General features: G+C 66.0%; 26 protein-coding genes. 13 read left to right on the top strand and 13 right to left on the bottom strand.

Translation table 11 applies throughout. The features are described from left to right. Positions 1 to 74: 74 nt before the first annotated feature. The 5 genes from ACFQ00_RS04855 to ACFQ00_RS04835 are packed head-to-tail and all read right to left on the bottom strand — an operon-like array spanning position 75 to position 2,678. Positions 75 to 626, bottom strand: a complete 552-nt coding sequence (locus tag ACFQ00_RS04855) for a DUF2155 domain-containing protein (RefSeq protein ID WP_381487006.1) — start codon at positions 624 to 626, stop codon at positions 75 to 77. Beyond that, a complete protein-coding gene (gene mlaD / locus ACFQ00_RS04850) occupies positions 623 to 1,132 on the bottom strand; it encodes an outer membrane lipid asymmetry maintenance protein MlaD (protein WP_381487003.1) in 510 nt (169 codons plus the stop codon). Before mlaD ends, ACFQ00_RS04855 begins: the two co-directional genes overlap by 4 nt. Next, entirely contained in the window at positions 1,129 to 1,521 is a 393-nt protein-coding gene (locus tag ACFQ00_RS04845) for an NADH:ubiquinone oxidoreductase subunit NDUFA12 (protein ID WP_381487000.1), read from the bottom strand. The genes mlaD and ACFQ00_RS04845 overlap by 4 nt, the downstream gene beginning before the upstream one ends. A 37-nt stretch (positions 1,522 to 1,558) precedes the next feature. Further along, a complete protein-coding gene (locus tag ACFQ00_RS04840) occupies positions 1,559 to 2,092 on the bottom strand; it encodes a DUF192 domain-containing protein (protein ID WP_381486997.1) in 534 nt (177 codons plus the stop codon). Positions 2,093 to 2,102: 10 nt separating this feature from the next. Next, a complete protein-coding gene (locus ACFQ00_RS04835) occupies positions 2,103 to 2,678 on the bottom strand; it encodes a cold-shock protein (protein WP_381486995.1) in 576 nt (191 codons plus the stop codon). Between the two features lie 110 nt (positions 2,679 to 2,788). Between ACFQ00_RS04835 and ACFQ00_RS04830 the strand changes: the two genes are divergently transcribed. The 3 genes from ACFQ00_RS04830 to ACFQ00_RS04820 are packed head-to-tail and all read left to right on the top strand — an operon-like array spanning position 2,789 to position 5,876. Then, on the top strand, positions 2,789 to 3,385 hold the full coding sequence (locus ACFQ00_RS04830; protein ID WP_381486992.1) for a CoxG family protein: 597 nt from the start codon (positions 2,789 to 2,791) through the stop codon (positions 3,383 to 3,385). Continuing rightward, positions 3,382 to 4,302: an XdhC family protein gene (locus tag ACFQ00_RS04825; RefSeq protein ID WP_381486989.1), complete on the top strand. Its 921-nt coding sequence runs from the start codon at positions 3,382 to 3,384 to the stop codon at positions 4,300 to 4,302. Before ACFQ00_RS04830 ends, ACFQ00_RS04825 begins: the two co-directional genes overlap by 4 nt. Next, positions 4,299 to 5,876: an NTP transferase domain-containing protein gene (locus ACFQ00_RS04820; protein WP_381486987.1), complete on the top strand. Its 1,578-nt coding sequence runs from the start codon at positions 4,299 to 4,301 to the stop codon at positions 5,874 to 5,876. The genes ACFQ00_RS04825 and ACFQ00_RS04820 overlap by 4 nt, the downstream gene beginning before the upstream one ends. On the opposite strand, the gene ACFQ00_RS04815 is transcribed toward ACFQ00_RS04820, so the two are convergent. Beyond that, the gene (locus ACFQ00_RS04815; RefSeq protein WP_381486984.1) at positions 5,867 to 6,388 is read right to left on the bottom strand and encodes a regulatory protein RecX; all 522 of its coding nucleotides are present in this window, start codon (positions 6,386 to 6,388) and stop codon (positions 5,867 to 5,869) included. The genes ACFQ00_RS04820 and ACFQ00_RS04815 overlap by 10 nt on opposite strands. A gap of 167 nt (positions 6,389 to 6,555) precedes the next feature. On the opposite strand from ACFQ00_RS04815, the gene ACFQ00_RS04810 reads away from it, so the two are divergent. From ACFQ00_RS04810 to spt, 4 genes are all read left to right on the top strand, one after another. After that, positions 6,556 to 8,337 (top strand): fatty acyl-AMP ligase, encoded by a 1,782-nt coding sequence (locus ACFQ00_RS04810; RefSeq protein ID WP_381487855.1) that lies wholly within the window; start codon positions 6,556 to 6,558, stop codon positions 8,335 to 8,337. 13 nt (positions 8,338 to 8,350) lie between these two features. After that, positions 8,351 to 9,259: an NAD-dependent epimerase/dehydratase family protein gene (locus ACFQ00_RS04805; RefSeq protein ID WP_381486981.1), complete on the top strand. Its 909-nt coding sequence runs from the start codon at positions 8,351 to 8,353 to the stop codon at positions 9,257 to 9,259. 70 nt (positions 9,260 to 9,329) lie between these two features. Then, complete coding sequence (locus ACFQ00_RS04800) at positions 9,330 to 9,578, top strand: acyl carrier protein (protein ID WP_381486978.1); 249 nt, start codon at positions 9,330 to 9,332, stop codon at positions 9,576 to 9,578. Between the two features lie 8 nt (positions 9,579 to 9,586). Continuing rightward, positions 9,587 to 10,795, top strand: coding sequence for a serine palmitoyltransferase (gene spt / locus ACFQ00_RS04795; protein WP_381486975.1), 1,209 nt, complete (start codon positions 9,587 to 9,589; stop codon positions 10,793 to 10,795). A gap of 21 nt (positions 10,796 to 10,816) precedes the next feature. Here the strand turns inward: spt and ACFQ00_RS04790 are convergent, their stop codons facing one another. Genes ACFQ00_RS04790 through ACFQ00_RS04775 form a run of 4 tightly spaced genes read right to left on the bottom strand, consistent with a single transcriptional unit; the run spans position 10,817 to position 14,086 of the window. Then, positions 10,817 to 11,608 (bottom strand): MBL fold metallo-hydrolase, encoded by a 792-nt coding sequence (locus ACFQ00_RS04790; RefSeq protein ID WP_381486972.1) that lies wholly within the window; start codon positions 11,606 to 11,608, stop codon positions 10,817 to 10,819. 42 nt (positions 11,609 to 11,650) lie between these two features. Further along, positions 11,651 to 12,568, bottom strand: coding sequence for a hypothetical protein (locus tag ACFQ00_RS04785; RefSeq protein ID WP_381486969.1), 918 nt, complete (start codon positions 12,566 to 12,568; stop codon positions 11,651 to 11,653). After that, a complete protein-coding gene (locus tag ACFQ00_RS04780; RefSeq protein ID WP_374594416.1) occupies positions 12,565 to 13,536 on the bottom strand; it encodes a diacylglycerol/lipid kinase family protein in 972 nt (323 codons plus the stop codon). The genes ACFQ00_RS04785 and ACFQ00_RS04780 overlap by 4 nt, the downstream gene beginning before the upstream one ends. Before the next feature lies 1 nt (position 13,537). Beyond that, positions 13,538 to 14,086, bottom strand: coding sequence for a DUF2141 domain-containing protein (locus tag ACFQ00_RS04775; protein ID WP_381486966.1), 549 nt, complete (start codon positions 14,084 to 14,086; stop codon positions 13,538 to 13,540). Positions 14,087 to 14,203: 117 nt separating this feature from the next. Between ACFQ00_RS04775 and ACFQ00_RS04770 the strand changes: the two genes are divergently transcribed. The 6 genes from ACFQ00_RS04770 (at position 14,204) to ACFQ00_RS04745 (ending at position 21,249) form a co-directional block, all read left to right on the top strand. After that, positions 14,204 to 15,427, top strand: a complete 1,224-nt coding sequence (locus ACFQ00_RS04770) for an LptF/LptG family permease (RefSeq protein WP_381486963.1) — start codon at positions 14,204 to 14,206, stop codon at positions 15,425 to 15,427. After that, positions 15,424 to 16,533: an LPS export ABC transporter permease LptG gene (gene lptG / locus ACFQ00_RS04765; RefSeq protein WP_381486960.1), complete on the top strand. Its 1,110-nt coding sequence runs from the start codon at positions 15,424 to 15,426 to the stop codon at positions 16,531 to 16,533. The genes ACFQ00_RS04770 and lptG overlap by 4 nt, the downstream gene beginning before the upstream one ends. Positions 16,534 to 16,580: 47 nt before the next feature. Continuing rightward, the gene (locus tag ACFQ00_RS04760) at positions 16,581 to 18,068 is read left to right on the top strand and encodes a lipopolysaccharide biosynthesis protein (protein ID WP_381486957.1); all 1,488 of its coding nucleotides are present in this window, start codon (positions 16,581 to 16,583) and stop codon (positions 18,066 to 18,068) included. Between the two features lie 12 nt (positions 18,069 to 18,080). Continuing rightward, positions 18,081 to 19,247 (top strand): hypothetical protein, encoded by a 1,167-nt coding sequence (locus ACFQ00_RS04755; protein WP_381486954.1) that lies wholly within the window; start codon positions 18,081 to 18,083, stop codon positions 19,245 to 19,247. 74 nt (positions 19,248 to 19,321) lie between these two features. Then, positions 19,322 to 20,095 carry a sterol desaturase family protein gene (locus ACFQ00_RS04750; protein ID WP_381486951.1) on the top strand — a complete coding sequence of 258 codons (774 nt, stop codon included), beginning with the start codon at positions 19,322 to 19,324 and terminating at the stop codon, positions 20,093 to 20,095. A gap of 8 nt (positions 20,096 to 20,103) precedes the next feature. Further along, positions 20,104 to 21,249 (top strand): N-acetyltransferase, encoded by a 1,146-nt coding sequence (locus ACFQ00_RS04745; protein WP_381486949.1) that lies wholly within the window; start codon positions 20,104 to 20,106, stop codon positions 21,247 to 21,249. Here the strand turns inward: ACFQ00_RS04745 and ACFQ00_RS04740 are convergent. The 3 genes from ACFQ00_RS04740 to ACFQ00_RS04730 form a co-directional block, all read right to left on the bottom strand. Next, positions 21,246 to 22,016 (bottom strand): exodeoxyribonuclease III, encoded by a 771-nt coding sequence (locus ACFQ00_RS04740; RefSeq protein WP_381486945.1) that lies wholly within the window; start codon positions 22,014 to 22,016, stop codon positions 21,246 to 21,248. The two genes, ACFQ00_RS04745 and ACFQ00_RS04740, sit on opposite strands and share 4 nt — an antisense overlap. Positions 22,017 to 22,066: 50 nt before the next feature. Next, positions 22,067 to 22,396, bottom strand: a complete 330-nt coding sequence (gene erpA, locus ACFQ00_RS04735) for an iron-sulfur cluster insertion protein ErpA (RefSeq protein WP_374599315.1) — start codon at positions 22,394 to 22,396, stop codon at positions 22,067 to 22,069. 63 nt (positions 22,397 to 22,459) lie between these two features. Then, positions 22,460 to 23,602, bottom strand: a complete 1,143-nt coding sequence (locus tag ACFQ00_RS04730; RefSeq protein ID WP_381486941.1) for a M23 family metallopeptidase — start codon at positions 23,600 to 23,602, stop codon at positions 22,460 to 22,462. Positions 23,603 to 23,699: the final 97 nt, after the last annotated feature.

Raw genomic sequence — 23,699 nt, 5'->3', positions numbered from 1 at the left:
TGTCCGCCAGAGGCATATGCGCGAAATTCTGCTGATCCAGCAACCCTCTATGGATCGATTCGGGAACGTGACGATCAGTTCGCGGGGCGTTCGGGCTGCGTGGGTGCAGTCGTCGTGACGGGCGCCGCGGATTTACCGACCACGACCGTGCGCGGGCCGGTTTCCGGGAAGCGCATCGCGCAGCTTCTAACCCAGACGTCGTAGCGTTCATTGTCGAAGCTGTTGAGCGAGGGGCTTTCGGCGAAGAGCCAGCCTGAAAACAGGCGTTTCAGCTTGTTGTCTCGCGCGGGCCCATCGATCTGAAGAAAGGCGCCGGTGTGGGGACGCTGCCACGGCGGCGATGCCTCGCAGGTGCGCGCCGCGATGCGGAGCTTGCCGAAGCGCACGGTCTCGCCCGGCTTCAGGGTCAGGTCGCGCGTCTCGCTGCTCACCTTGTCGAGCACGCCGATCACGAGCACGCGCTCCGCGTTCGGTGTCGGAAGTTTCGCCGGTGCCGGCTTGGGCGTGGCGGGCGCAGTCGTCGGAGCGGGCGTTGGCACCGGTTCGGCTGCAGGCGCAGGCTGCGCAGCCGCCGGCGCGGCGAGCAGCACCATGCCGAGCGCGGCGCGGGCCGCCGAACGGATCACGGCGCGGCGGTCTCCGCAGGCGCAGAAGCAGCACCGGCCTTGTCTTCAGACTTGCCGGTCTGGTTGATGAAGCCGCCGATCAGCGTCATCAGGTCGACCGAACCCTGCGTGTCGAGGATCTCGTCGCCCTCGCGCATCATCTCGCTGTCGCCGCCCGGCGTGAGCGAAATGTAGCTGCCGCCGAGGATACCTTCGGAGGTGATCGCGGCGCTGCTGTCGAGCGGCAGCTTGATTCGCTGATCGATCGAAAGGCCAAGCCGCGCTTGGAATGTGTCCGGATCGAGCGACTGGTCAACGACCGAGCCCACCTTGATGCCGGAGACGCGCACATCGGTGCCGACCGCGACGCCCGTGGCGTTCGGGAACAGCGCAGAGACGCGATAGCGATCCGCGCCGACATTGCCCGATGTGCGCTGATACGAGAACAGCACGAACACGACCGCGATGCCGACGACGAGCGCGCCGACGATCGCTTCGATCAGGTTCTGCCGGAACAGCGCGGTCATGCCTCTTCGGGGCTCCACGCTTCATAGTCGCCGGTAGCACGGGCGCGCGGCGCCTCGCTAGCGAGCGTGCCCGGCCGGTGCCATGCGGCGACGGTGCCGGTGTGGTTCGCCTGGTGCGGCTTTTCCCAAGTCCTGCGCGGCAGCTTCGAGTCGCTCGGCAGCACGTCCGTCGATTTGTGCAGCCAGCCGTGCCATTCGGGAGGCACGCGGCTCGCCTCGTTGAGACCGTTGTAGATCACCCAGCGGCGCTCGACCCGCTTTCCGGGCTTGCGGAAATAGCGGTTGCCCTCCGCGTCCTGGCCGACCTCCTCGCCGTGGAAGCGCGTCATGTAGCGCGTTCCCCACGTCGGGCCGTCCCACCAGGTGAAAATCGACTTGAACAGACCCATTGCCGGCTCCGCTGACTTCAGTTGGCGCCTTAGAGCCTTATTCCGCGCCGCCTTGCAAGTCCCGAAGGTCGTATTCGACGAGATCGCCCGGCGTCACGCCGATCCGTGCAGCCTCTCCGGCATTGAGTTCGAGCACGGCGGCGACGGGGCCGAGCGAGCTGCGCTGCGCCTCGTTGAGCGGCGGAACATCGGCGAGGATGCTCTCGATGCGCCCGTCGGCAAGCAGGAACACCATGTCGAGTGGGATGTAGGTGTTGCGCATCCAGAACGTCGCCGGGCGTGGCGCCGGGAACGGGAAGATCATGCCCGCATCCTTCGGCATCGTGCGGCGATACATGAGGCCTTGCGCCTGCTCGTCCGACGTGTGCGCGACCTCGACTGTGTAGCTGTGCCGCTTGCCATCGTTCGTGACGATGGTGAGCGGGATGGTGCGAAGCTTCTGGACCGTGGGCTCCCCAGCGGCTTGCGCTGCGGGCTCCTGCGTGGCGGCGGAGGGCGTGCTGCCGCAACCCGATACGGCGGCCGCGAGCAGGATGGCCGCGAGAAACGGCCGATGACGAACGGAAATCATGAAAAGGGCTCTATGCCTCTCCAACCGTGATGGCAACGGCCAGCGGCCCCTTGTCGCCGTCCGCGATGCGCGCCATCACGTACTGGCCCGGCGTGAGTTCGATGAGGCCCGCGCGGCGCACGGTTTCCATGTGCACGAAGATGTCGTGCGAGCCTTCGCCGCGCGTAAGAAATCCGTAGCCTTTCAGGCGGTTGAACCACTTGACTTCAAGCCGCTCGTAATCGCCGGCATCATCGATGAGCTGCATCGGATCGACACGCGACGCAGCACGCTGCACGACGAGTTCGGGATCGGGCCCGATTGCCGTGGTCAAATCGAGTTCAATGATGCGTCGCGCCTGCCGGCCCCGTTCCCGCGCGACCGCCATGCAGACGACTGTCGCGCCTTCAGGAAGCGTGCGGCGACCAACCTCGCGCAACGTGGAAAAGTGTACCAACACATCGCCGCTCCCATCACTGGGAACGATGAAGCCATATCCCCGTACCGCATCGAACCACTTTACAGTGCCATCAACGCGGAATTCCTCGGCGACTTCGGCAAGGTCGGACACGTGCTCACCCTCTGGCAGCAACGCGTGCTCGGCCATTACCCCCTCCGACGCACATTTAATTATCCGAGAAAGAACGCTACCACAAAACCCCGTAATCACGAACTATATAGTTAATTTTCAAAGCGACAAGACAAAGGATTGCGCCGATGGAACTGAACGGTGAGACCCTGATCGCAGCGCCGCGCGAACGGGTCTGGGCGGCGCTCAACGATCCCGATGTGCTCGCCGCCTGCATCGAAGGCGTGGAACGGCTTGAGCGCGCAGGGGAAAACCGCTTCGAAGGCACGATGAACGCCAAGGTCGGGCCCGTGCGCGCGAAGTTCACGGGCGCGGTGGAGCTGTCCGAAATCGATGCACCGAACGCCTATGTGATCTCCGGCGAGGGCAAGGGCGGCGTCGCCGGTTTTGCGAAGGGCAAGGCTTCAGTAAGGCTCGAAGACGCCGTCATCGAAGGTACTGGGGGCACGCGACTCACCTGGCGGGCAAGCTCGACCGTGGGTGGCAAGCTTGCACAGCTCGGCGCGCGGCTGATCGAAGGCACGGCAAAAGCCTACGCCGAGTCCTTCTTCGCCGCCTTCAAGGCACGGGTGGAGAGCGTTGAAACGGTGGAACCCGCGCCGGTCTTGCTCCCCGAAGTCGACCTCGCCGAGGGCACGGACGAAACCCCCGGCCTCTCCCCCGCCGCGTGGGGCGGCATCGTCATCGCGCTCGTCGCCGCGCTGGTGCTGTGGCTGGTGCTGTGAACGGAGACGACACCGCCGCGCTGATCGCCACGCTCCGCAACTGGATTGCCGCCGGGCACAAGGCGGCGATCGCCACGGTGATCGAGACGTGGGGTTCCGCGCCGCGCCGCACGGGCGCGCATCTCGTGATTCGCGACGATGGGCTGTTCGAAGGCTCTGTGAGCGGCGGGTGCGTGGAGGGCGACGTGATCGCCGCGGCTGCCGACGTGATTGCGGACAATGCGCCGAGGCGCCTCGAATACGGCGTCGCCGATGCCCGCGCCTGGGAGGTCGGCCTTGCGTGCGGCGGCCGGATCGCGGTGCTGGTGCAGCCGGTTTCCGAAGAAGGCTTCGCCCCTGCCCTTGCCGACCGCCTCGGCAAAGCCCTCACGAACGGCGAGAGCGTACGCGTCACCACCGATGCAGATGGCGTTTCCCGCGAGGGCGAACACGAAGGCTTCGCACGCCTGTATGAGCCGGCCGGGCGCCTGATGATTATCGGCGCGGTCCACATCGCGCAGGCGCTCGTGCCGATGGCGGAATTGCTCGGCTATGTGCCGCTCGTCGTCGATCCGCGCGGCAGCTTCGCCGCTGCCGAGCGATTCTCGCACATCACCGTCGATACGCGCTGGCCCGATGAAGCGCTCGCCGACTGGAAGCCGGACAGCGCGAGTGCGATCGTGGCGCTGACCCACGATCCCAAGCTCGACGACCCGGCATTGATCGCAGCGCTGAATTCGCCGGCGTTCTACATCGCCGCGCTCGGATCGCGGAAGAACCAGGCGATCCGCCGCGAACGACTCGCCGCTGTCGGATTCAACGATACGGCATTAGCACGTGTTCATGGCCCCGCCGGGCTTGCCATCGGCGCGGCGAACCCCGCCGAGATCGCCCTTTCGATCGCCGCCCAGATGATCGCGGTGCGGCGCGGCGCGTGAAGTTCGGCCCCGTCCCCCTCGAGCGCGCGGAGGGCGCGTATCTCGCCCACGCGGTCCACACCGGCGCGCGACGGATCGCCAAGGGCAAGCGCCTTGATACGGCGGACATCGCCGATGCCCGCGCGGCAGGCCTAACCGAACTCGTCGTGGCAGCTCTCGAAAGCGATGATTTGCACGAGGATGCCGCCGCCGCCCTGCTCGCATCCGCCGCTGCGGGGCCCGGCCTCACCGCCCAGCCGCCCGCGCACGGCCGCGCCAACATCGTTGCCGATGCTGCCGGACTTCTGCTCGTGGAAGCCGCCGCGATCGATGCCGTGAATGCCCATGACGAGGCGGTAACGCTGGGAACGCTCGCGCCGTTCGCGCCCGCCGCAAAGGGCGAGATCGTCGCAACGGTGAAGATCATCCCCTTCGCCGTGCCCGAGCCCCTGACCCGAAGCGCGGCGGACAGCGCGCGAGGCGTGCTGCGGCTGGCACTGTTCGGCAGGCGCCGCGTCGCCTTCATCCAGACGACGCTCCCCGGCACATCCGCCAAGCTGCTCGCGAAAACCGCCGAGGTGACGGAGGCACGCTGCGTCGCGCTCGGCCTTGCCGCATGGCGCGAAATGCGCTGCGCACATACGGCGGACGCGCTCACGGCCGTGCTCGCGGAGACGGCGGACGCCGACATCGTCCTCATCAGCGGCGCCTCGGCGATCAGCGACCGGCGCGACGTGATCCCCGCCGCGATCGAACAGGCAGGGGGCGCGGTGCTGCGGCTCGGGATGCCGGTCGATCCCGGCAATCTCCTGTGCCTCGCGCGTATCGGCGCGCGACCGGTGATCGGCCTTCCCGGCTGCGCGCGGAGCCCGCGCCGCAACGGCTTCGACTGGGTTCTGGAGCGGCTGTGGGCGGGCCTCGACGTGACCGGCGCAGACATCGGCCGCATGGGCGCGGGCGGGCTTCTCGCCGACGTCCCTCGCCCCGAACCACGCCCGAAACCGGTCGCGAGCGGCCTCACAGGCGCCGTGGTGCTCGCAGCAGGGCGATCGGTGCGCATGGGCGCCAACAAGCTGCTCGCGGACCTCGGCGGCAAACCTGTGCTCGCGCACGTGCTTGAGGCGGTGAAAGAGGCCGGACTTCCCGCGATCGTCGTCACCGGCAATGCAGAGGCCGAGATCGCCGCGATGGCGGATCGATTCGGTTTTCCGAGCATCCATGCCGCGCGCTACGCAGACGGGCTGAGCCAGTCGCTCGCGGCGGGAATCGCCGCCGTGCCCGATGACTGGTCGGCAGGGCTGGTGATGCTCGGCGACATGCCGGGGGTGAGCGCAGAGCATATCGCAAGCCTCGCCGCCGCGGCGGATGCGAACCGCATCGCGGTGCCCGTGCACAACGGTAAGCGTGGCAACCCGGTGGCATGGGGCCGGCGCTATTTCGCGCGGCTGCGCGGTCTTGAAGGCGATGTGGGCGGCAAGGCGTTGCTCGCCGAGTTCGCGGACGACATCGTGGAAGTGCCGATTGAGAGCGACGCGATCTTCATGGATGTCGATACGCCCGAGGCGCTGGCGGCGGCGCGGACGCGCTACTCGTAATCGAGTTCCACGTCGCGCATGTCGAGAATCTCGGCGGCGGTCCGGGCGTCATGGCCTGCGCGCAGCATTGCGGCGAACTGCTTCTGCCGCACCGCCCGATCCGGCGCTTCCCGCGCGAACGGACCGAAGCGTTTGCGGCGCGCATAAGCCATCGCGGCACCGCGCGCATCGACCGCGCCCGTGATCTCGCCCCGCAGCTCTTCGGCAAGGCCGGCCGCACGCAGATCCTGCCCGATACGCCGCGCGCCGTAGCCGCGCCGTTCGAGACCCCGCGCCCGCGACTCCCCGAACGTGCGGTCGTCGACGTAGCGCAGGTCCGCGAAACGCGCGACGATGGCTTCGATGTCGGCGGGCTGCTCCCCCGCCCAGCCGCGCTCGCGCAGCTTGCGCGCGAGATAGGCCGCGAGCTTCGCTTCCGAGCTCGCGTAGCGCTCGACATAACGAAGGCCGAGCGCGCGAAGCGTCTCCTCATCGAGCGGCCGGGGCGGTTTTCGGCTTTTTTCGGTGCGCACGCCATGTTCCTGCCATAGTCGGACCCAATTTTGAACGTCACATTCCGGCAAAGACTGACGATGGCCTGTTTTGCAAGTGGCCAAGGAGTCGTGTATCTGGCGAGGTTTATGAGCGGCGGGAAAAGCCGTCGCCGCGCCGGGAAGAGCTGAGGAGGTTCGGGGACTTGCTGAATCGCACTTCGGATTCGAGCGCGCTTGCGCTGTCCGGCGCCGATGAAACGGCGCTGGCGCCAACGCCGACGCTCGACGATTTGCCGCGCCGTCTGGCGGATTTCAACACGCTTGGCGAGGCGCTGGACTATGCGGCGCAGGGCAAGCGCGGCCTTAACTTCTTTGATGCGCGGGCACGGCTCGCGCGCGTCCTGAGCTTCGCCGACCTCAAGGCCGATGCGACCGCGAACGCCTACCGCCTGATCGCCGCGGGCATCAAGCCGGGCGACCGCGTGGCGCTGATCGCCGAGACGGGCGCGGATTTCGTCAGCCTGTTCTTCGGCGCCATATACGCTGGCGCCCTCCCCGTGCCGCTGCCGCTGCCGACCTCGTTCGGTGGGCGCGAAGGCTATGTGGAGCAGATTCGCAGCCAGCTGATGTCGTGCGACCCCGAGATCGCGCTTGCGCCCTCCGGCCTTGCCGCAATCGTCGCGGAAGCCGCGCACGGCCTGCGCTGCCGCACCGCGCACGACTGGCTTGATTTCATGGCGCGCGACGCAAAGCCCGCTCCGCTGCCGTCCGCGCGCAAGAGCGACATCGCCTATCTCCAGTATTCGAGCGGCTCGACACGCTTTCCGCACGGCGTGGAGATCACGCATGAAGCGCTGCTCGCCAACCTCAACGGCCATGCCGTGGGCGTGAAGCTGCAGCGTGACGACCGCGTCATTTCGTGGCTGCCTTATTATCACGACATGGGCCTCGTCGGCTGCCTGATGGCGCCGATCGCGAACCAGGTTTCCGCCGACTACCTCGCCACCGAGGATTTCGCGCGCCGGCCGCTCTCTTGGCTTGCGCTCATCACGCGCAACGAGGGCCACAGCCTCTCTTACTCGCCGACCTTCGGCTACGACATCTGCGCGCGGCGCGTTTCGAGCCAGACCGATGTCGCCGAGCGCTTCGACCTGTCGCGCTGGCGCGTGGCGGGCAACGGCGCCGACATGATCCGTCCGGACGTGATGAGCGCCTTCGTCGAGGCCTTCGCGCCCGCGGGCTTTTCGGGCGGCGCGTTCCTGCCGAGCTACGGGCTTGCCGAAGCGACGCTCGCCGTCACCATCTCGCCGCCGGGCACCGGCATCGTCACCGATCTCGTCGACGAACGCCTGCTTTCGGGCGAGCGTGAAGACACGGGCACCGGCACAGGCCGGATGCGCGCGATCGTGAACTGCGGCGTTGCGCTGCCGGGCATGGAAATCGAAATCCGGGACGAATCGGGCCGCCGCCTCGGCGACCGCCAGATCGGCAAGGTGTTCGTGGCCGGCCCCAGCATCATGACCGGCTATTTCCGCGACGAGATCTCGACCCGCGCCGCGCTTCAGGGCCAATGGCTCGATACCGGCGACATGGGCTACATGCTGGAGAGCGCGCTCTACATCGTCGGCCGCGCCAAGGACATGATCATCATCAACGGCAAGAACCACTGGCCGCAGGACATCGAGTGGGCGATCGAGCAGCTTCCGGGCTTCAAGGCGGGCGACATCGCCGCCTTCTCGATCACCACGGAGGGCGGCGAAGAATCGCCAGCCGTGCTCGTCCAGTGCCGCACCAGCGATGCGGCCGAGCGTGCCGACCTCCGCGAGACGATCAAGGCCAAGGTGCGCACAATCACCGGCATGAACTGCATCGTCGAACTGGTCCCGCCGCGCACGCTGCCGCGCACCAGCTCGGGCAAGCTCAGCCGCTCCAAGGCCCGGGCACTATACCTCTCCGGCCAGATCCAGCCCTTCGACATCGCGGCCTAGCCGCCTCCCGTCGATGACCCGCATCGCGATCACCGGCGGAACCGGCTTCGTCGGTACGAAGCTGATCGACCTTGCGCTTGAAAAGGGCCACGCGGTCCGCGCACTCGCCCGCCGCGCACAGCCCGCGCGCGCCGGTCTCGAATGGATTGCGGGCGACCTCGCCAATACCGATGCGCTCGCGCGCCTCACGACAGAGGCGGACGCCGTGATCCATGTCGCGGGCGTCATCAACGCCCGCACGCCGCTGGAGTTCGCGGCCGGAAACATCGAGGGCACGCGCGCGATGCTGGAGGCGAGCCGCGAAGTGCCGCGCTTCGTGCATGTCTCCTCGCTCGCGGCGCGCGAGCCGACGCTTTCGATTTACGGAAACACCAAAGCGGCAGCTGATGCGCTCGTCGAAACCGCGCGGCCCGATGCGGCGATAGTACGTCCGCCCGCCGTCTACGGCCCCGGTGACCGCGAGACGGCGAACGTCTACAAGCTCGTCGCGCGCGGCTGGGCGCTGCTGCCGGGCAGTGGACGCTTTTCGATCGTGGAGGTTTCAGACCTCGCGCGCGCACTGTTGGCACTTGCCGAAAACCCGGCACCGAGCGGCATTTTCGAGATCGACGACGCCACGCCAGGCGGGCTCAGCCACCGCGAGATGGCCGCGTACATCGCCGCCGCACTCGGCAAGACGCCGACTTACGTTCCGCTTCCGCCTGCCGCGCTGAGGCTCGGCGCCGCGATCGATACGCTCGGCGCGAAGCTTGCCGGGCGCCTGCCCGCGCTCAGCTTCGACCGCGCGCGTTACCTCGCGCATCCGGACTGGGTGGCGGACAGCGCGCCACTGCGCGCGCTCGGCATCTGGGCGCCCGAGGTTCCCGCTGCGGAGGGCATTGCGCGCACGGCGGAATGGTACAGAAACGCAGGCTGGATTTAGGCCGCGCGCCTGCCTATCCCCTGCCACAATCTGTTGGCATCGAACCGCAACGACATTTCAGGACACACGCATGGCGCACACACGCGACACCATCCTTCCGAAGCTGATGGAACTGATCGAGCCCCTGAACCGCAAGGCGATCGCGCTTACGGCTGATACGAGCTTCGCGAGTGACCTCGAACTGGACTCGCTGACCGTGATGGACCTCGTCGCCAACATCGAGGACGAGTACGACATCATCCTGCCGATGAACCTGCTCCCCGAGCTGGAGACGATCGGCCAGCTCGCCGACGCCGTCGCCAAGATCGTGAACGGCTGAGGCGGACGATGGGCGACCTTTTCGATAAATTCGACCCGATCATCGCCGAGAAGGCAGCGCTGCTGGCGACGGGCGTGAACGACCCGTTCAACCTCGTCATGGAAAAGGTCCACTCGCCGACCGAAGCCACGGTGAACGGGCGCGAGACGATCCTTGTCGGCACCTACAACTACATGGGCATGACCTTTGACCCGGACGTGATCGCGGCGGGCAAGGAGGCACTCGACCAATACGGTGCGGGGACGACGGGCAGCCGGGTGCTGAACGGAACATATCAGGGCCACCGCGAGGTCGAGGAGGCGCTGAAGGATTTCTACGGCACCAGCCACGCCATGGTGTTCTCCACCGGCTATCAGGCGAACCTCGGCCTGATGGCGACGATGGCGGCGCGCGGGGAATACATCATCCTCGACGCGGACAGCCACGCCTCCATCTACGACGGCTGCGCGATGGGCAATGCGGACATCGTGCGCTTCCGCCACAACAGCGTGGAAGACCTCGACAAGCGTCTCGGTCGATTGCCGGCGGAGGCGGGCAAGCTTGTTGTGCTCGAAGGCGTCTATTCGATGCTGGGCGACATCGCGCCGCTGAAAGAGATGGTCGCGGTCGCCAAGAAATACGGCGCGATGGTCGTTGTTGACGAGGCGCACGGCATGGGCTTCTTCGGCCCGAACGGACGCGGCGTCTATGAAGCCGCAGGCGTCGAGGCGGACGTCGACTTCGTCGTCGGCACCTTCTCGAAGTCGGTTGGCACGGTCGGCGGCTTCGTCGTCTCCAACCACCCGAAGTTCGAGGTGCTGCGCCTCGTCTGCCGGCCCTACGTGTTCACCGCCTCGCTGCCGCCGAGCGTCGTCGCCACGGCGGCAACCTCGATCCGCAAGCTGAAGCACGCGCACAACAAGCGCCAGCATCTGTGGGAAAACAGCCGCAAGCTGCATTCCGGCCTCAAGGCCAAGGGCTTCAAGATCGCGACCGAGACGGCGGAAAGTGCGATCATCGCGGTGCTAATGCCGGGCCAGGAAGCCTGCGCACGCATGTGGAGCGCGCTCATCGAGCTTGGCGTCTACGTCAACATGGCGCGCCCGCCTGCGACACCCGCAGGCATGTTCCTGCTGCGCTGCTCGCTTTGCGCCGAACACCGCGCGGAGCAGGTCGACATCATCATCGACCGTTTCGTGCAGGCGGCGGAGATCGCCGGAATCCCTCTGAACGACTAGGGGCGAGGCCTCCGCCCGACCCTAGCGGACGGGCGCAACGTTCAGGCGGCGTTCGTATTCGTCCGCAAGGCTCCGAAGTGCCCCCGCGCCGTCTCCGCGGAAGCTTGAGCCGTGCATTATCGCGAGCAGCGCCGGTGCAAGTTCGGCCAATTTTCTCAGTGTTGGTGCAGTCAGCGGGGTGATGCTGGTCGCCCCGAACATGTCTTCTGCCGCCATGGCTGTCGGAACAATGTTGCTTTCTGTGACGGGCTCGCCGTCGCCGACCTGCGTGAACACGTCTCCGCAAAACAGCGTGGCCGTGGTTTCTTCGTAAAGCACCTGTGCTTCCCAGCCGTGGGGTACATGGGGTGTCGGAATGAATCTAACGCGCTTGCCGCCAAGATCCAGCACCTCTTCCTCGGCGACCGCTCGCGGCGGACGGTCCGCGAGATCATTGACCGAGATGTTGCATCCGAGCGGGCTGTAGACAACCTGCGCGTGCGGCGCGGCTTCGAGCCACAGGTTCATCGCGCCACATTCATCCGCCTCGATGTGGCCGAAGCTGATCCAGCGTAGGCGATCAAGCGGGACGAGCGCCGCGACGGACGATGACACCAGCGGGAACAGTGACCGAGGCCCGCAATGAAAAAGTAGCGGTTGATCGGCCAGGATCAGGAACTGATTGAACGTAAAGCCCGCAGGCGGCGCAACATCGGTTACATGCGTCGACAGGCGGTAGATGCCAGGCGCAATCTCGGTGGTTCGCGTTTCGATAATGGCCTCCCCCCGGCACAATCTCACAACGGATTTTTCACTTATTTGACGAAGCTGCAACGGAAGTCGAGCGCTGCTTTTCGTCGCCCAACCTACGCTCGACTAACGCACTGCGCCCTTGCGGATCAGCCTGGGCAGCAGCACCAACCCGGCTAGGATCGGGAAACGCCGGTGCCACGGCTTCACGACGATGCCGGCGCCCGCATGGCGGTTCACCTTCCACGCGATGTAATCGACGCCGCCCTTGAAGGTGAAACTCGCCTTCGCGAGCCGCAGCACCGAAAGCCATTTGCCCCGGCGGCGCAGCTTCGCCCAGACGCGCTCGCCTGCGCGGCGATCGGCGTCGGCGCGAAAATGGACGATACCGCCGCGCACTTCCGCCGCGAGATCGCTATCCGCGATCGCGGGCGCGGTGAACGCAGTGTAGCGCGCGGGATCGGTTTCGAAGATCGACTGGCCGCGCCCTGCACGCTCCGACCTGAGTTCGGAGGCGTAGGTGAGTGCGAAAGCGCCGGTCCACAGCGCCTCGACACTGAGATCATCGTCGAGCATCGGCCGCGCGGTTTTGAGCAGCGTCGGCGCGGCCGTCGCGACCGCACGGATTACGCGGGCGCGGGCCGCATCGCCGCGCACCCAGACGAGCCGCGAGGGCTGCGCGAAGCGTGCCCACACCGAGACGTTGTCGCAATCGGGCGAGCAAGCGTGCGCGAAGTCTTCAACCGTCATCACCGCGAACTTGGCGCGCAGCCCTTCATGCTCCGCATAATAGACATTCGGCGGGATCAGGCGGTTGGCCGTCGCCATCCAGCGGCGCGTGTACGCGCGGTCGTAGGAATCGACGAGCAGATAGAAATCGAGCAGCGAATCGCCGAGGTCTTCGCTTCTGAGGCACGAGCCGTAGAACAGCACCGCCTGCGCGGCGCCGCCGCAGCGCCCGGCGATCGCTTTGGCGAAATCGGCGACTTCGGGAGCGGCGGGCGTTTCCAGCTCGGCCGCAACGAGCGGCACGAGCGCCGTCATGCTGCGAGGCTGAGGAAGGACACCGGCGCGGTGGGCGTCAGCACGATCGAACGCCCCTCGCCCGCTTCGTAAAGCTCGCCGTCGAGAATGACGCTGGCGCGCTTGCCCTCGATACGGATTTCGTCGCCGCGCCGGAGGTGCAGTCCGCTGAAGCGCGCGCTGCCGAGCCGCCCGGCGAGCGCGGACACCAGCGCCTTCAGCACCGTCGTGCGACGCTGCTCGATCGCCATCAGCTTCAGGGGACCAGCGCGGTCGCTGAACGGCGTGGCGAAATTGAGCAGCAAACGCTCAAGCGTCGTTACCATCAGCACGAGGAAGCTGCCTTCGACCGGCACGCCATCGCGCTGCAGCGAGACGCGCATCGGGCTTGGCCGCACCGGATTCCATCGCGCACCCGCGCCGACGAGCACGCTCGCGATGACCACGATCGTGGCGATCAGGTGGCTGACCCAGTTCGGCAGGCCAAGCGGGTAGATCTTGTTGCGGCAGAACAGAATCGCCTCGGCAAGGCCCGCGCCGCCAAGGAACATGCCGAACACCGGCCGCGCCGCGATACCGTCGCTGAGCGCAATGAGCTGCCGCGCGACAACATGCGGATCAACGCCCGTCTCGACGATCTTGAGGATGTTCCCAAGCGCCTCGACCGGATTGGCACCCGCGCCGAGATCGAGCGCGATGAGGTTGGTCTTGCCGTTCGGCAGCACCGCAAGCGGCGGAACCGCGCCCTTGAAGTGGTGGCCGTTGTAGATTTCGGTGAGCGCCGCCTGCACGGTGCCGTCGCCGCCGTTGATGACGAGCACGGCGGGCTTCACGCGCGCGATCATGGCGAGCGCATCGGGCACCTCGGAGATATCGCCCACTTCGTAGTGGAAGATGTTCGGATGCTGCGCCACGAACTCCCGAATGCGCGGCAACGCGGCCTTGTTGCCGGTCGAGCGCGGATTGGAAAGGAGTGCGACGCAGGCCATGTCAGTCGCGCCTTGCCACAAGGGGCTTCACGGTGAGCAGCCCCTGCCTGTAGTTCAGGATCACATCGACGACCGTGACGCCATCGCGCGCGACGAACATCGCGTCTTCATAATCGGGCTTCGACAGGCCGAGCTTCGGATTGCCCGAAAAGCCGACCCCATCCTTCGAAACCGAAAGCCGGCCGTTCATGTCGCGATCGTGAAGCACGGCCATCGAGAACTCGCCGAAGCGCGGCAGCACCATGCAGATATTCATGTCGCCGGACGGCGTCGTCGGGATTTCGATGCGCTTCAGCTTCTTGCCGGAAGCGAGAAATTCGTCGGGATTGTCGCTGTAGAGCTGGACCCGGAGATTGCCGCCGCGGTCCTTGAAGCCATAAATGCGCACAAGCGCGGCCGGGCCGCGCGCACCAGGCGCGCAGGCAGCCGCTTCAGGACCAATGATCGTCTGGGCGGCTGCGGGCGCTGAAAATGCACCAAGAACCGCCGTCGCCGCGATCAGCGAACGGACAAGCCCCCGGAAAGACGCATTGGAACGCTTCAGCACCATGAACCTCCTCGACCTTCCCCCTTCTCGAATCACCAAATAGTTGATGCATCGCTGCTCTCCCGTGGTATCGGGTCCGCTTGCGGCCAAAATTTGACCAAGGATCGACAAAACCAAGAGATGCTGGCCCGGTTCGACAGGTACATGGCGCGGCTGATCGCGGTGCCGCTGTTCGCGACACTGATGATCGCGGCCATGCTGCTATTGCTGGAGAAGATGCTGAAATTGTTCGACTTCGTGGTGAACGAAGGCGGGCCCGCATCGGTCGTCTGGCGTATGCTCGGCAACCTTATTCCGCAGTATCTCGGCCTTGGAATCCCCGTTGGCCTTCTTCTTGGCATATTGCTCGCTTTCCGGAATCTGGCGCTTTCGAGCGAACTCGATGCGCTGCGCGCCGTGGGAATCAGCTACATGCGGATGCTGCGCGTGCCCTACATGTACGCGCTGCTGCTCGGCCTCCTGACGCTGCTCATCGTCGGTTTCATCCAGCCGATCAGCCGCTATGCCTATGAAGGCTTGGAGTTCGAGCTGCGCTCTGGCGCGCTCGGCGCCACCATCGATGTAGGCGAATTCGTGCAGGTGGCGCGCAATACCACGCTCCGCGTCGAGGAAAGCCGCAATCATGGCCGCGACCTGCGCGGCATCTTCGTCAGCGGCCAGAGCGCAGACGGCAAGACCGTTTCCGTCACCGCCGCGCGGGGCACCTTCCTCGCCACCGACGACCCGGACGTGATCCTGCTGCGGCTCACCGACGGCACGCTCGTGCACGATGCGCCCGGCTACAAGCAGCCGCGCGTGCTCACCTTCCGTATGCACGACCTGCCGATCGACCTGCCGCAGATCGAGCTGTTCCGCATTCGCGGCGCCGAAGCCGACGACAACGAGCTGACGCTGCCCGAGCTCTACCGTGTCGGCTATCTCGGCCAGGGCACCACGACCGAGGAGAACCGGCACGCCGTGCGCGCGAACCTGCACCGGCGGCTGGTGCAGGTGTTCGCTGTGATGGTGATCCCGCTGCTCGCCGTGGCGCTCGCGGTGCCGCCGAAGCGTTCGACATCGGCGGTCGGCGTGTTCGCCGCGCTCACCATCCTCATCGTCTACAACGAGATTTCAGAGGCCGCCGAGCGATCCGGCGCCTCAGGGAAAGCCGATATCGTGCTCAGCCAGTGGGGCAGTTTCATCGCGTTCAGCCTGCTCTGCGCGTGGTTCTTCCATGTGCTCGCGAATGTGCCGGGCGGCCAGCCGATCGCGATGATCGAGCGCGGCGCGGGCATCGTCACCAAGTGGATCGTCAGCCTGTGGCGCCTGATCCGCCGCCGCTTCGGAAAAGCGCAGGCCGCATGAGCAGCGCGCTCTCGCTCTCGCTCTGGCCCTCGCCGACCATCGCGACCTACGCGGCGCGCCTGTTCATGATGCGCACGCTCGCGTTCGCGATAGGCCTCGTCGCCATATTGCAGACGCTCGACCTGCTCACCGAATCGAACAAGATCCTTGCCATCGACGGCAACGGCAACGCCGAGCTGCTGCGCTACGTGCAGCTTCGCATACCGCAGCTCATTTCGCAGTTCCTGCCCTTTTCCGTGCTGCTCGGCGCGCTGGTGACGATGGCGACGCTGAGCCAGAACAGCGAAGTGACGATCTTCCGCGCCGCCGGGCTTTCCGCACACCAGATCCTCTACCCCATGATGGCCGCGGCGCTCGGCGTTTCGCTGTTTCACTTCGCGTTCAACGAGATGGTGCTGGTACGGACGAACGCCGAACTCATCGCGTGGGAGAAGGCCGAATACCGGCGCGACGCGGAAATCGACACGAATCCGCTCACCGACGTGTGGGTGCGCGAGGGGCGCGAGATCATCCATGCCGACAGCGTGACCGGAAATGGCGCGGCGACCGTGCTGCACGGCGTGCGCGTCGACCGCCGCGACGGCAGCCGCCTGCGCCAGATCATCAACGCGCAAAGCGGTCGCCCGGACGGCAACGCCTGGCTGCTGAACGACGTCCGCATCTTCACGGTGCGCACGGGCGCGCTCTCCCGCGTACCGGAAATCCGGCTCGGCTCGGGTATCGAGCCCGACCGCTTCACGATGCGCGCACCCGATCCGGACCGGACGAACATCGCCGACCTCTGGAAGCAGACACGGCTTCTGGAATCGGTGGGGCGCGGCACGGATTCGCTGCGCGTCGCGCTCTATCACAAGGTTTCGCTGCCGCTTTCGGCCGTGCTGATGCCGTTGCTCGGCGCAGTGACGGCGTTCGGCCTTGCCCGATCGGGCAAGCTCTTCGCGCGCGCCGTCGTCGGCATGGCGCTCGGCTTTGCGTATTTCGTCGCCGACAATTTCATGGTGGCGATGGGCGAGTTCGGCTCCGTACCGCCGTGGGCGGCGGGCTGGGCGCCGTTCCTGCTGTTCTTCCTCGTCGGCGAAGCCGTGTTGTTCAGGACCGAGGAATGACGCGTACCGACAGTTCGGGCGGGAAGAGAATCAGCAAGAAAACGGTTGTGAAAAGTGCAGGCGTCGTGGCGATGGCCCGGCTCGGCGCACTGATCGAAGCCGTCGCACAGCCCGCCTACGTCTGGATGTTCGGCCTCGCCACCTACGGCATCTATATGGCGCTGTGGGCGGCTGTGAATATCGTGTCGAACGTCGCCGATCTTGCCATGACGAGCGCCATGCAGCGCGCCATCCCGCAGGCGACGACCGAAGAACGCGCGCACAGCGCCCTGAAGACCGCGCTCATTCTCGGCATGGTGCCGAGCATCGTGATCGCGATCGGCGTCAGCCTGTTCGCGTCGCCGGTCGCGGCGATGTTCAATGCCGCGCCGAAGGACAGGGACTCGCTCGTGCTCGCCGTCACCGTGTTCGCGTGGGCGCTGCCGATGTGGACCTTCGTCGAACTCGCGACATCGGCGTCGCGGGCACGCAAAGCGTTCGGGCCGGAAGTGCGCCTCAGGATCTTCTGGGAACAGATCGTCCGGCTGCTCATGGCCGGCGCCGCATGGCTCGCTGGGTGGATGACGATGGGCCTCATCATCGCGCATCTTGCCTCGCTCGCGATCACCGCCCTGCTCGGCTGGAGGCTGCTCAGCCGCTATTACGATGTGCGCCTGCTGATCCGCGCGCCGTTCGACCGGGAGGTATTTCGCGATCTCCTCGCCACCGGGTTTGGCATCCTACCCGCCAATATTGCCGCGCGTGCCTTTTCCGACGTGCCGCCGCTGCTCCTCAATATGATGCTGCCGGGCGCGGCGGGGGCCAGTGCCGCCGGGCTCTTCGGCATTGCGCGCAAGATCGCCTCGATCCCGCTCATCGTGCGCCACAGCCTGCATTATGTCATCCAGCCGCTCGCCGCCGAACAGGCCATGCACGACAAGCAGCACATCAACCCCATCTACGGCTTTGCCTCGCGCCTTTCGATGATCCTGCTGCTGCCGATGTCGCTGCTTCTGGCGCTGCTCGCAGGACCGATCCTCCTGCTGTTTCCGCCAGAGGCCGCAGCAGCGGCCCCTCTCATCGTGGTGCTGACGCTGGCGCGCGGTATCAACTCCATCGCGGGGCCCGCGAACGGCATCCTCCAGATGCTGCAGCCGCGCATCCTGCCGACGGCGAACGCCGTACTCGGCATCGCCGTGTGGGCTCTCGTCACATGGCTGCTGTGGAACGGCAACGGAGCGCTGGCGATGGCGTGGGGTGTCGCCTGCGGCGTGTTCGTCATGGAATGGCTGGCGCTCATAGAACTCTGGCACACGGACCGCATCCACCCGTTCGCACCTCCGTTCGCAGCGGGTCTTGGGTTGATGGGGGGACTGACGCTACTGATATGGGCCGCCCTCGGCAGCCACCAGCCATTTCCCTTGTGGCTCGACATCGTCCTGCCTATCGTTGCGGCGTTGGTTCTGGTCTGGCTCGGCCTGCGTTTCGTGCTGACGGCACGCGAGCGGCAAAGCCTCGGCAGGATCGGGACAAGACTCGGGCTAAACCAGCCCTGAACAGGACGTGGCATGAGCCAGAGACGTGTCGCTTTCCTGTTCGTCGGCGGCGCCCATCAAGTGCTCCACAGCGCGTCGGTAGCCGCGGAGCTTGGCCGCGATCCGCGCTTCGACGTCACCTGTTTCGTCGCGCAGGAAGAGGAACGCGGGATGCTGGAGCAGATCGCGCGCGCATGGCCCGATTCGCGCCTCTCCATCACGGATCTTCCCGCGCCGCTCTGGTCCTCCCTCATCGGACGGCTCTGGCCGAAACTGCGGGCGATGAAGCTGCCCCGCCTGCTGGCGAACCGGAAGCGTCTGTTTGCCTTTGATGCGATCGTCCTCACCGAGCGGACATCGACCATCCTGAAAAAGCTGCCCGGCTGCCCGCCGCTGATCCACATCCCGCACGGCGCCGGAGACCGGGCGCGCGGGTTCGAGCCGCGACTTCGGCTGTTCGACCTCGTCATCGTATCGGGTGATAAGGACGCACACCGGATGACGGGCGAAGGCCTTGTCGCGGAGTCGCGCATCGCAGTTTCCGGTTCGACCAAGCTCGATGCGCTGGATCGGCTCGGCGTGAACAGGCCGAAGCTGTTCGACAACGACAAACCTGTGGTACTCTACAACCCGCATTTCGAAATCGCGCTCAGCTCGTGGCCGCGCTGGGGGCAGCAGATTATCGACGCTTTTGCGGCTCAATCCGATTTCAACCTGATCGTTGCGCCCCACATCCGCCTGTTCGAGGGCGCGTCAGCAGCGGACCGCGCAGCGCTGGAGGCGCGTGCCATCCCCGGCCGCATCATCGTCGACGCCGGCTCGGCGCGCTCGTGCGACATGACCTATACCAACGCCGCCGATATCTATGTCGGCGATGTCAGCAGCCAGGTTTACGAGTTCCTTGCCCGCCCCCGCCCCTGCGTGTTCCTCGACAGCACGGGCGCAGACTGGAAGGATGATCCGAACTACGCCTTCTGGCATCTCGGCGATGTGGTGACGGACCTGTCCGACGTTCTTTCCGCCACTGCACGCGCGGCCGCGACACACACCGCCTACAGCGCGCGTCAGAACGCCGCTGTATCCGCCGCCGTTGGCGGCAATTGGCACGGAGCATCGGCACGGGCAGCGGCGGCGATCGCGGGGTTTGTTACCGGCGCACCCGCATCCGGGGCACTGGCATCGACCACAGTGCGGTCCTAAATATGCCGTATTGCCGCGAAATAGAGACGGTATCAGGCTGCGGCTAGTGCCGTGAATTGTGCAGGATCTTAGGTATGCAGATGCTCAAGGGCTATCGGCTCGGCATGTGGAGCAAGAGCCACAACCTCTCGAAGATGACGTTCCGCGAGCTCGTCGTCGCCTATTTCCAGTACTACGCGATTCAGGCGTATCTGCTGCTGGCGGTGGCATCGCTCTATGTGGCGTGGGCCTACCCGACGACGCTGCTGCGCGGTGGAATCTCGGCCGCGATCGCCATCGCGGCCTATCCGCTGGCGTGGTTCCTGCTGCACCGCTACGTGCTCCACAGCCGCTGGATGTTCAAATCGCCGCTGACGGCGCGGACGTGGAAGCGCATCCACTACGATCACCACCAGGACCCAAACCACCTCGAGGTGCTGTTCGGCGCGCTCTACACGACGCTGCCAACCATCGCGATCGTCACGATTCCCGTCGGCTACGCGATCGGCGGCATCGGCGGCGCTGCGTGGGGCTTCGGCGCGGGCCTGCTCACCACCTGTTTCTACGAGTTCTGCCACTGCATCCAGCATCTTTCCTACAAACCCCGGTCGCCCTGGCTCGTGGAAATGAAGACGCGCCACATGGAACACCACTTCCATGACGAGGACGGCAACTTCGGCATCACCAACTTCGTGTGGGACAAGCTGTTCGGCACCTACTACCAGCGTGGCGAGCGCCCGGAGAAGAGCGAGACGGTGTTCAACCTCGGCTACACGACCGAGGCTGCCGAGAAGTGGCCGTGGGTGGCCTCGATGTCCGGCGGCGTCGCCGAGGGCCATCCGCGCCAACGCATGAAAAAAGCGGCCTGATTCTCGGCATGGGGGGCGGCATCGACATCCGGCCGGTCGCGAGCACGGCCGACCGCAAGACGTTCATCGACCTGCCGTGGACGCTCTACGCGCACGATCCGAACTGGGTGCCGCCGCTGAAATCGGAGATCGCCGGCCTTATCGGCGGCGCGAAGAGCAATCCGTGGTTCGAGCACGCCGAGGCCGCATTCTGGCTCGCCTACAAGGACGGGAAACCGGTCGGGCGCATTTCCGCGCAGGTCGACCAGCTCGTTCTCCAGCACATGGGCGCGGGCACCGGCCAGTTCGGCATGTTCGAATGCATCGACGATCCGGCGGTTGCCACGGCGCTGCTGGAGACGGCGGAAACCTGGCTGCGGCAAAAGGGCATGACGCGGTCGCTCGGCCCGTTCAGCCTTTCGATCTGGGATGAACCCGGCCTCCTCGTCAGCGGCTTCGAACTGCCGCCGACGGTGATGATGGGGCACCACCTGCCCTACTACGAAGCGCTGATCGAAGATCGCGGCTACGCCGGCGTGAAAGACCTACACACCTACGAATTGCCGATCGCCACCGGCTTCCCGCCCGCGTTCAACCGGATCGTTGCGGCGGCGGAGAAATCCAGCCGCATCCGTATGCGCAATGTCGACAAGTCGCGTTTCGATTCCGAGGCCGCGCTGATCCTCGATATCCTGAACGATGCCTGGTCCGACAACTGGGGCTTCATCCCGCTGACCCCTTCGGAAGTGGCGTATGTCGGCAAGAAGCTGAAGCCGATCGTCTTCGAGGACCTGATCCGCATCTGCGAGGTGGACGGCGAACCGGTCTCCTTCATGATCACGCTGCCGGACGTCAACGAGATGACCGCCGACCTCGACGGCAAGTTGCTGCCGTTCGGCTGGGCGAAGCTGCTGTGGCGGCTGCGCGCGCCGAAGGTGCGCCGTATGCGTGTGCCGCTGATGGGCGTGCGCAAATCGATGCAGGGCAGCCGCCTCGCCAGCTTCATGGCGCTGATGATGGTGGAGCACATCCGCCGCGCCGCCGTGAGCGTTTATGGCGCAACGCAGGGCGAACTCGGCTGGGTGCTCGACGACAACGGCCCGATGAAATCGATCGCCGAGATCATCGAATCGAAGATCACGAAGACGTACCGGGTCTACGAAAAAGCGCTTTAGGCGATTTCGATCCAGACCGGCGCGTGATCGGAGGCTTTTTCCGCGCCCCGTGCTTCCCTGTCCACGGTCGCGTTGGTCAGCCGGTCTGCGACACGCGGGCAAAGCAGGAAGTGATCGATGCGCAGGCCCGCGTTCCGCGGCCAGCAACCCGCCTGATAGTCCCAGAACGTATAGAGATGATCGTCTGCCGGATGCACGGCGCGCAGCGCTTCCGTCCAGCCCTGATGGACGATGCGGCGTAGTGCGGCACGGGATTCCGGCTGCACGAGCGCGTCGTTCGCCATCGCCTTCATACTGAACACGTCGCGGTCTTCGGGCGCCACGTTGTAGTCACCGGCAAGCACCGTGGGCGTTTCGGAGGCGAGCAGCAGTGCCGCGCGCGCCTCCAGCCGCTTCATCCATGCGAGCTTGTAGTCGAACTTCGGCCCCGGCTGCGGATTGCCGTTCGGCAGGTAGATGGACGCGATGCGAACACCGTTCACATCGGCTTCGAGGTAACGCGCCTGCTCGTCCGCGTCGTCGCCGGGAAGCCCGCGCTGCACCTCCGTCGCCGGCTCGCGGCTGAGGATGGCGACGCCGTTGAAGCTCTTCTGGCCGTGAACGAGGACATGGTAGCCAAGCGCCTCGATGTCTGCTGCCGGGAAGCGCTCGTCGACGCACTTCACCTCCTGCAAGCAGGCGACGTCCGGCTTTCGGCTTTCCAGCCATTCGAGAAGGCGCGGCAGGCGCGCGGCGATTCCGTTGACGTTGAAGGTGGCGATGCGCATGGCGCAGGGCTAACGCCCCGCGCGCGCCGGGTCAAACCGGGAAGCCCGGATCAAACCGAGAAGGACGTACCGCAGCCGCAGCCCGACGCTGCGTTTGGGTTGCGCACCTGAAAGGACGCGCCGCCGAGGCTTTCGACGAAATCGACTTCCGACCCTTCCAGAAGATCGAGGCTGACCGGATCGACGACGAGCTTCACGCCCGAGGTTTCGGTGGTGAGATCATCCGCCGCGATCGCGGTTTCGAGGCCGAAGCGATATTGGAACCCCGCGCAGCCGCCGCCTTCCACGGAAAGCCGCAGGATCGCGGGCACGCCGCCCTGCCGGGTGGCGATGGCGGCAACGCGCGCCGCGGCGGCTTCGGTGAGATGAAGTGCGCTCATGCCCTAGAGATAGGGGTTTGCGGTGAGCGGTTCAATGACGCGCACTGCAGATGACAGGAACGATCAGTTCCCGGTCGGCTCCACCGGACCACCGACCGCGATGGTGCCGGCGCTCTGCTGCGCCGCGAGCACGCGGTCGCCGGCTTCGAGGAACGGCATCGGGTTCACCTGGCTGCCATCGATCAGCACCTCGTAGTGAAGATGGCTGCCCGTGGAACGGCCCGTGGAGCCCATGCCGCCAATCTGCTCGCCGCGGGCGATGCGATCGCCCTTCTTCACGTCGATGCGCGACATGTGGCCGTAGCGCGTGACGATGCCGGCGCCGTGGTCGATCTCGACATATTTGCCGTAACCGCCCGGATGATAGCGCGCATCGATGACAACGCCGTCCGCCGCCGCGTGGATCGGCTCGCCGACCGGGCCTGCGAGATCGACGCCCTTGTGCATCGCTGTGTCGCCCGTGAACGGATCATAGCGAACGCCGTAGCCCGAGGTGTAGGTGTAGGCCTTCACCGGCTTCAGCGACGGAATGGCGCTCATGCCCTTTTCGAGCAGATCGAGCTTCTGCCAGCTGACGAACAGCGCCTTGAACTGCGGCTCGGCGCCCGCGAGCGGCGAATCCGCCTTCTCTTCGGGGCCGCCCATGCCGAACGTCGACTGTTTTAGAAAACGCGCAGGCTGAAGGCCGAGACGGCGAATGAGCGCGCTCGATTTCTCGAAGCGGGCCTCGGCAGCCGTGCGGGCGTGATCAGCAAGCGCAAGCTGTGCGCGGTCAAGCTCGGCGAGCGGCTTCAGGACCGCGGACGCACCCGCAGCGGCAGGCGCCGCAAGCGCGGGCATCAGCGCCCCGAGTTGCGACGGGTCCGCTTTGCCGGAAACGAGCTGGGCGAGGAACTGCTGGCGCTGCTCGACGCGCGCCGTCGTCTTGGCGACACCCTGGCGCAGCGCGGCGAGTTCGGCGCGCATGGCGGTGACTTCATTCTCCGCCGACGCTTCGATGGTGCTGCTGCCGATCATCGCGCTCGTCGCCACTGCCGTGTAGGTGAGCAGCGCGGCAAGGCCGGTGAGGCCGATGACCTGCGCGCGCGTCGTCAGGCGGTACACCTGCATACCGACATCGCGCTTGTAATGAAGGAATTCGCGCTCGGGCAGCCGCTTTGCGACCTTGTCCCGGAGCCCGGATGCGACCGTGTTTATATCCAGCACCAAATAAGACCCCCGCACTGCGCAAACGCGATGTTCGCGCAATAGATTCGTCTAACTCGTGTTTGTGGACCCCATGCCCCGAGCCCGGGTCGTTAGG

This window comes from Sphingosinicella xenopeptidilytica (assembly GCF_042676985.1).
Lineage (GTDB): Bacteria > Pseudomonadota > Alphaproteobacteria > Sphingomonadales > Sphingomonadaceae > Sphingosinicella > Sphingosinicella xenopeptidilytica.
Note: the sequence above shows the minus strand (reverse complement) of the source record. Positions and strands in the feature narration are given on the sequence as shown.

What these genes read in the sequence shown, in the direction of transcription:
- ACFQ00_RS04835 (WP_381486995.1), bottom strand. Translation starts at nt 2,678, where the DNA reads ATGGCCGAGCACGCGTTGCTGCCAGAGGGTGAGCACGTGTCCGACCTT.
- ACFQ00_RS04780 (WP_374594416.1), bottom strand. Translation starts at nt 13,536, where the DNA reads ATGGCCTGCGTCGCACTCCTTTCCAATCCGCGCTCGACCGGCAACAAG.
- ACFQ00_RS04775 (WP_381486966.1), bottom strand. Translation starts at nt 14,086, where the DNA reads ATGGTGCTGAAGCGTTCCAATGCGTCTTTCCGGGGGCTTGTCCGTTCG.
- spt (WP_381486975.1), top strand. Translation starts at nt 9,587, where the DNA reads ATGGGCGACCTTTTCGATAAATTCGACCCGATCATCGCCGAGAAGGCA.
- ACFQ00_RS04745 (WP_381486949.1), top strand. Translation starts at nt 20,104, where the DNA reads ATGGGGGGCGGCATCGACATCCGGCCGGTCGCGAGCACGGCCGACCGC.
- ACFQ00_RS04805 (WP_381486981.1), top strand. Translation starts at nt 8,351, where the DNA reads ATGACCCGCATCGCGATCACCGGCGGAACCGGCTTCGTCGGTACGAAG.
- ACFQ00_RS04830 (WP_381486992.1), top strand. Translation starts at nt 2,789, where the DNA reads ATGGAACTGAACGGTGAGACCCTGATCGCAGCGCCGCGCGAACGGGTC.
- ACFQ00_RS04845 (WP_381487000.1), bottom strand. Translation starts at nt 1,521, where the DNA reads ATGGGTCTGTTCAAGTCGATTTTCACCTGGTGGGACGGCCCGACGTGG.
- ACFQ00_RS04800 (WP_381486978.1), top strand. Translation starts at nt 9,330, where the DNA reads ATGGCGCACACACGCGACACCATCCTTCCGAAGCTGATGGAACTGATC.
- ACFQ00_RS04755 (WP_381486954.1), top strand. Translation starts at nt 18,081, where the DNA reads ATGAGCCAGAGACGTGTCGCTTTCCTGTTCGTCGGCGGCGCCCATCAA.
- ACFQ00_RS04840 (WP_381486997.1), bottom strand. Translation starts at nt 2,092, where the DNA reads ATGATTTCCGTTCGTCATCGGCCGTTTCTCGCGGCCATCCTGCTCGCG.
- mlaD (WP_381487003.1), bottom strand. Translation starts at nt 1,132, where the DNA reads ATGACCGCGCTGTTCCGGCAGAACCTGATCGAAGCGATCGTCGGCGCG.
- ACFQ00_RS04770 (WP_381486963.1), top strand. Translation starts at nt 14,204, where the DNA reads ATGCTGGCCCGGTTCGACAGGTACATGGCGCGGCTGATCGCGGTGCCG.
- ACFQ00_RS04750 (WP_381486951.1), top strand. Translation starts at nt 19,322, where the DNA reads ATGCAGATGCTCAAGGGCTATCGGCTCGGCATGTGGAGCAAGAGCCAC.
- ACFQ00_RS04785 (WP_381486969.1), bottom strand. Translation starts at nt 12,568, where the DNA reads ATGACGGCGCTCGTGCCGCTCGTTGCGGCCGAGCTGGAAACGCCCGCC.
- erpA (WP_374599315.1), bottom strand. Translation starts at nt 22,396, where the DNA reads ATGAGCGCACTTCATCTCACCGAAGCCGCCGCGGCGCGCGTTGCCGCC.
- lptG (WP_381486960.1), top strand. Translation starts at nt 15,424, where the DNA reads ATGAGCAGCGCGCTCTCGCTCTCGCTCTGGCCCTCGCCGACCATCGCG.
- ACFQ00_RS04740 (WP_381486945.1), bottom strand. Translation starts at nt 22,016, where the DNA reads ATGCGCATCGCCACCTTCAACGTCAACGGAATCGCCGCGCGCCTGCCG.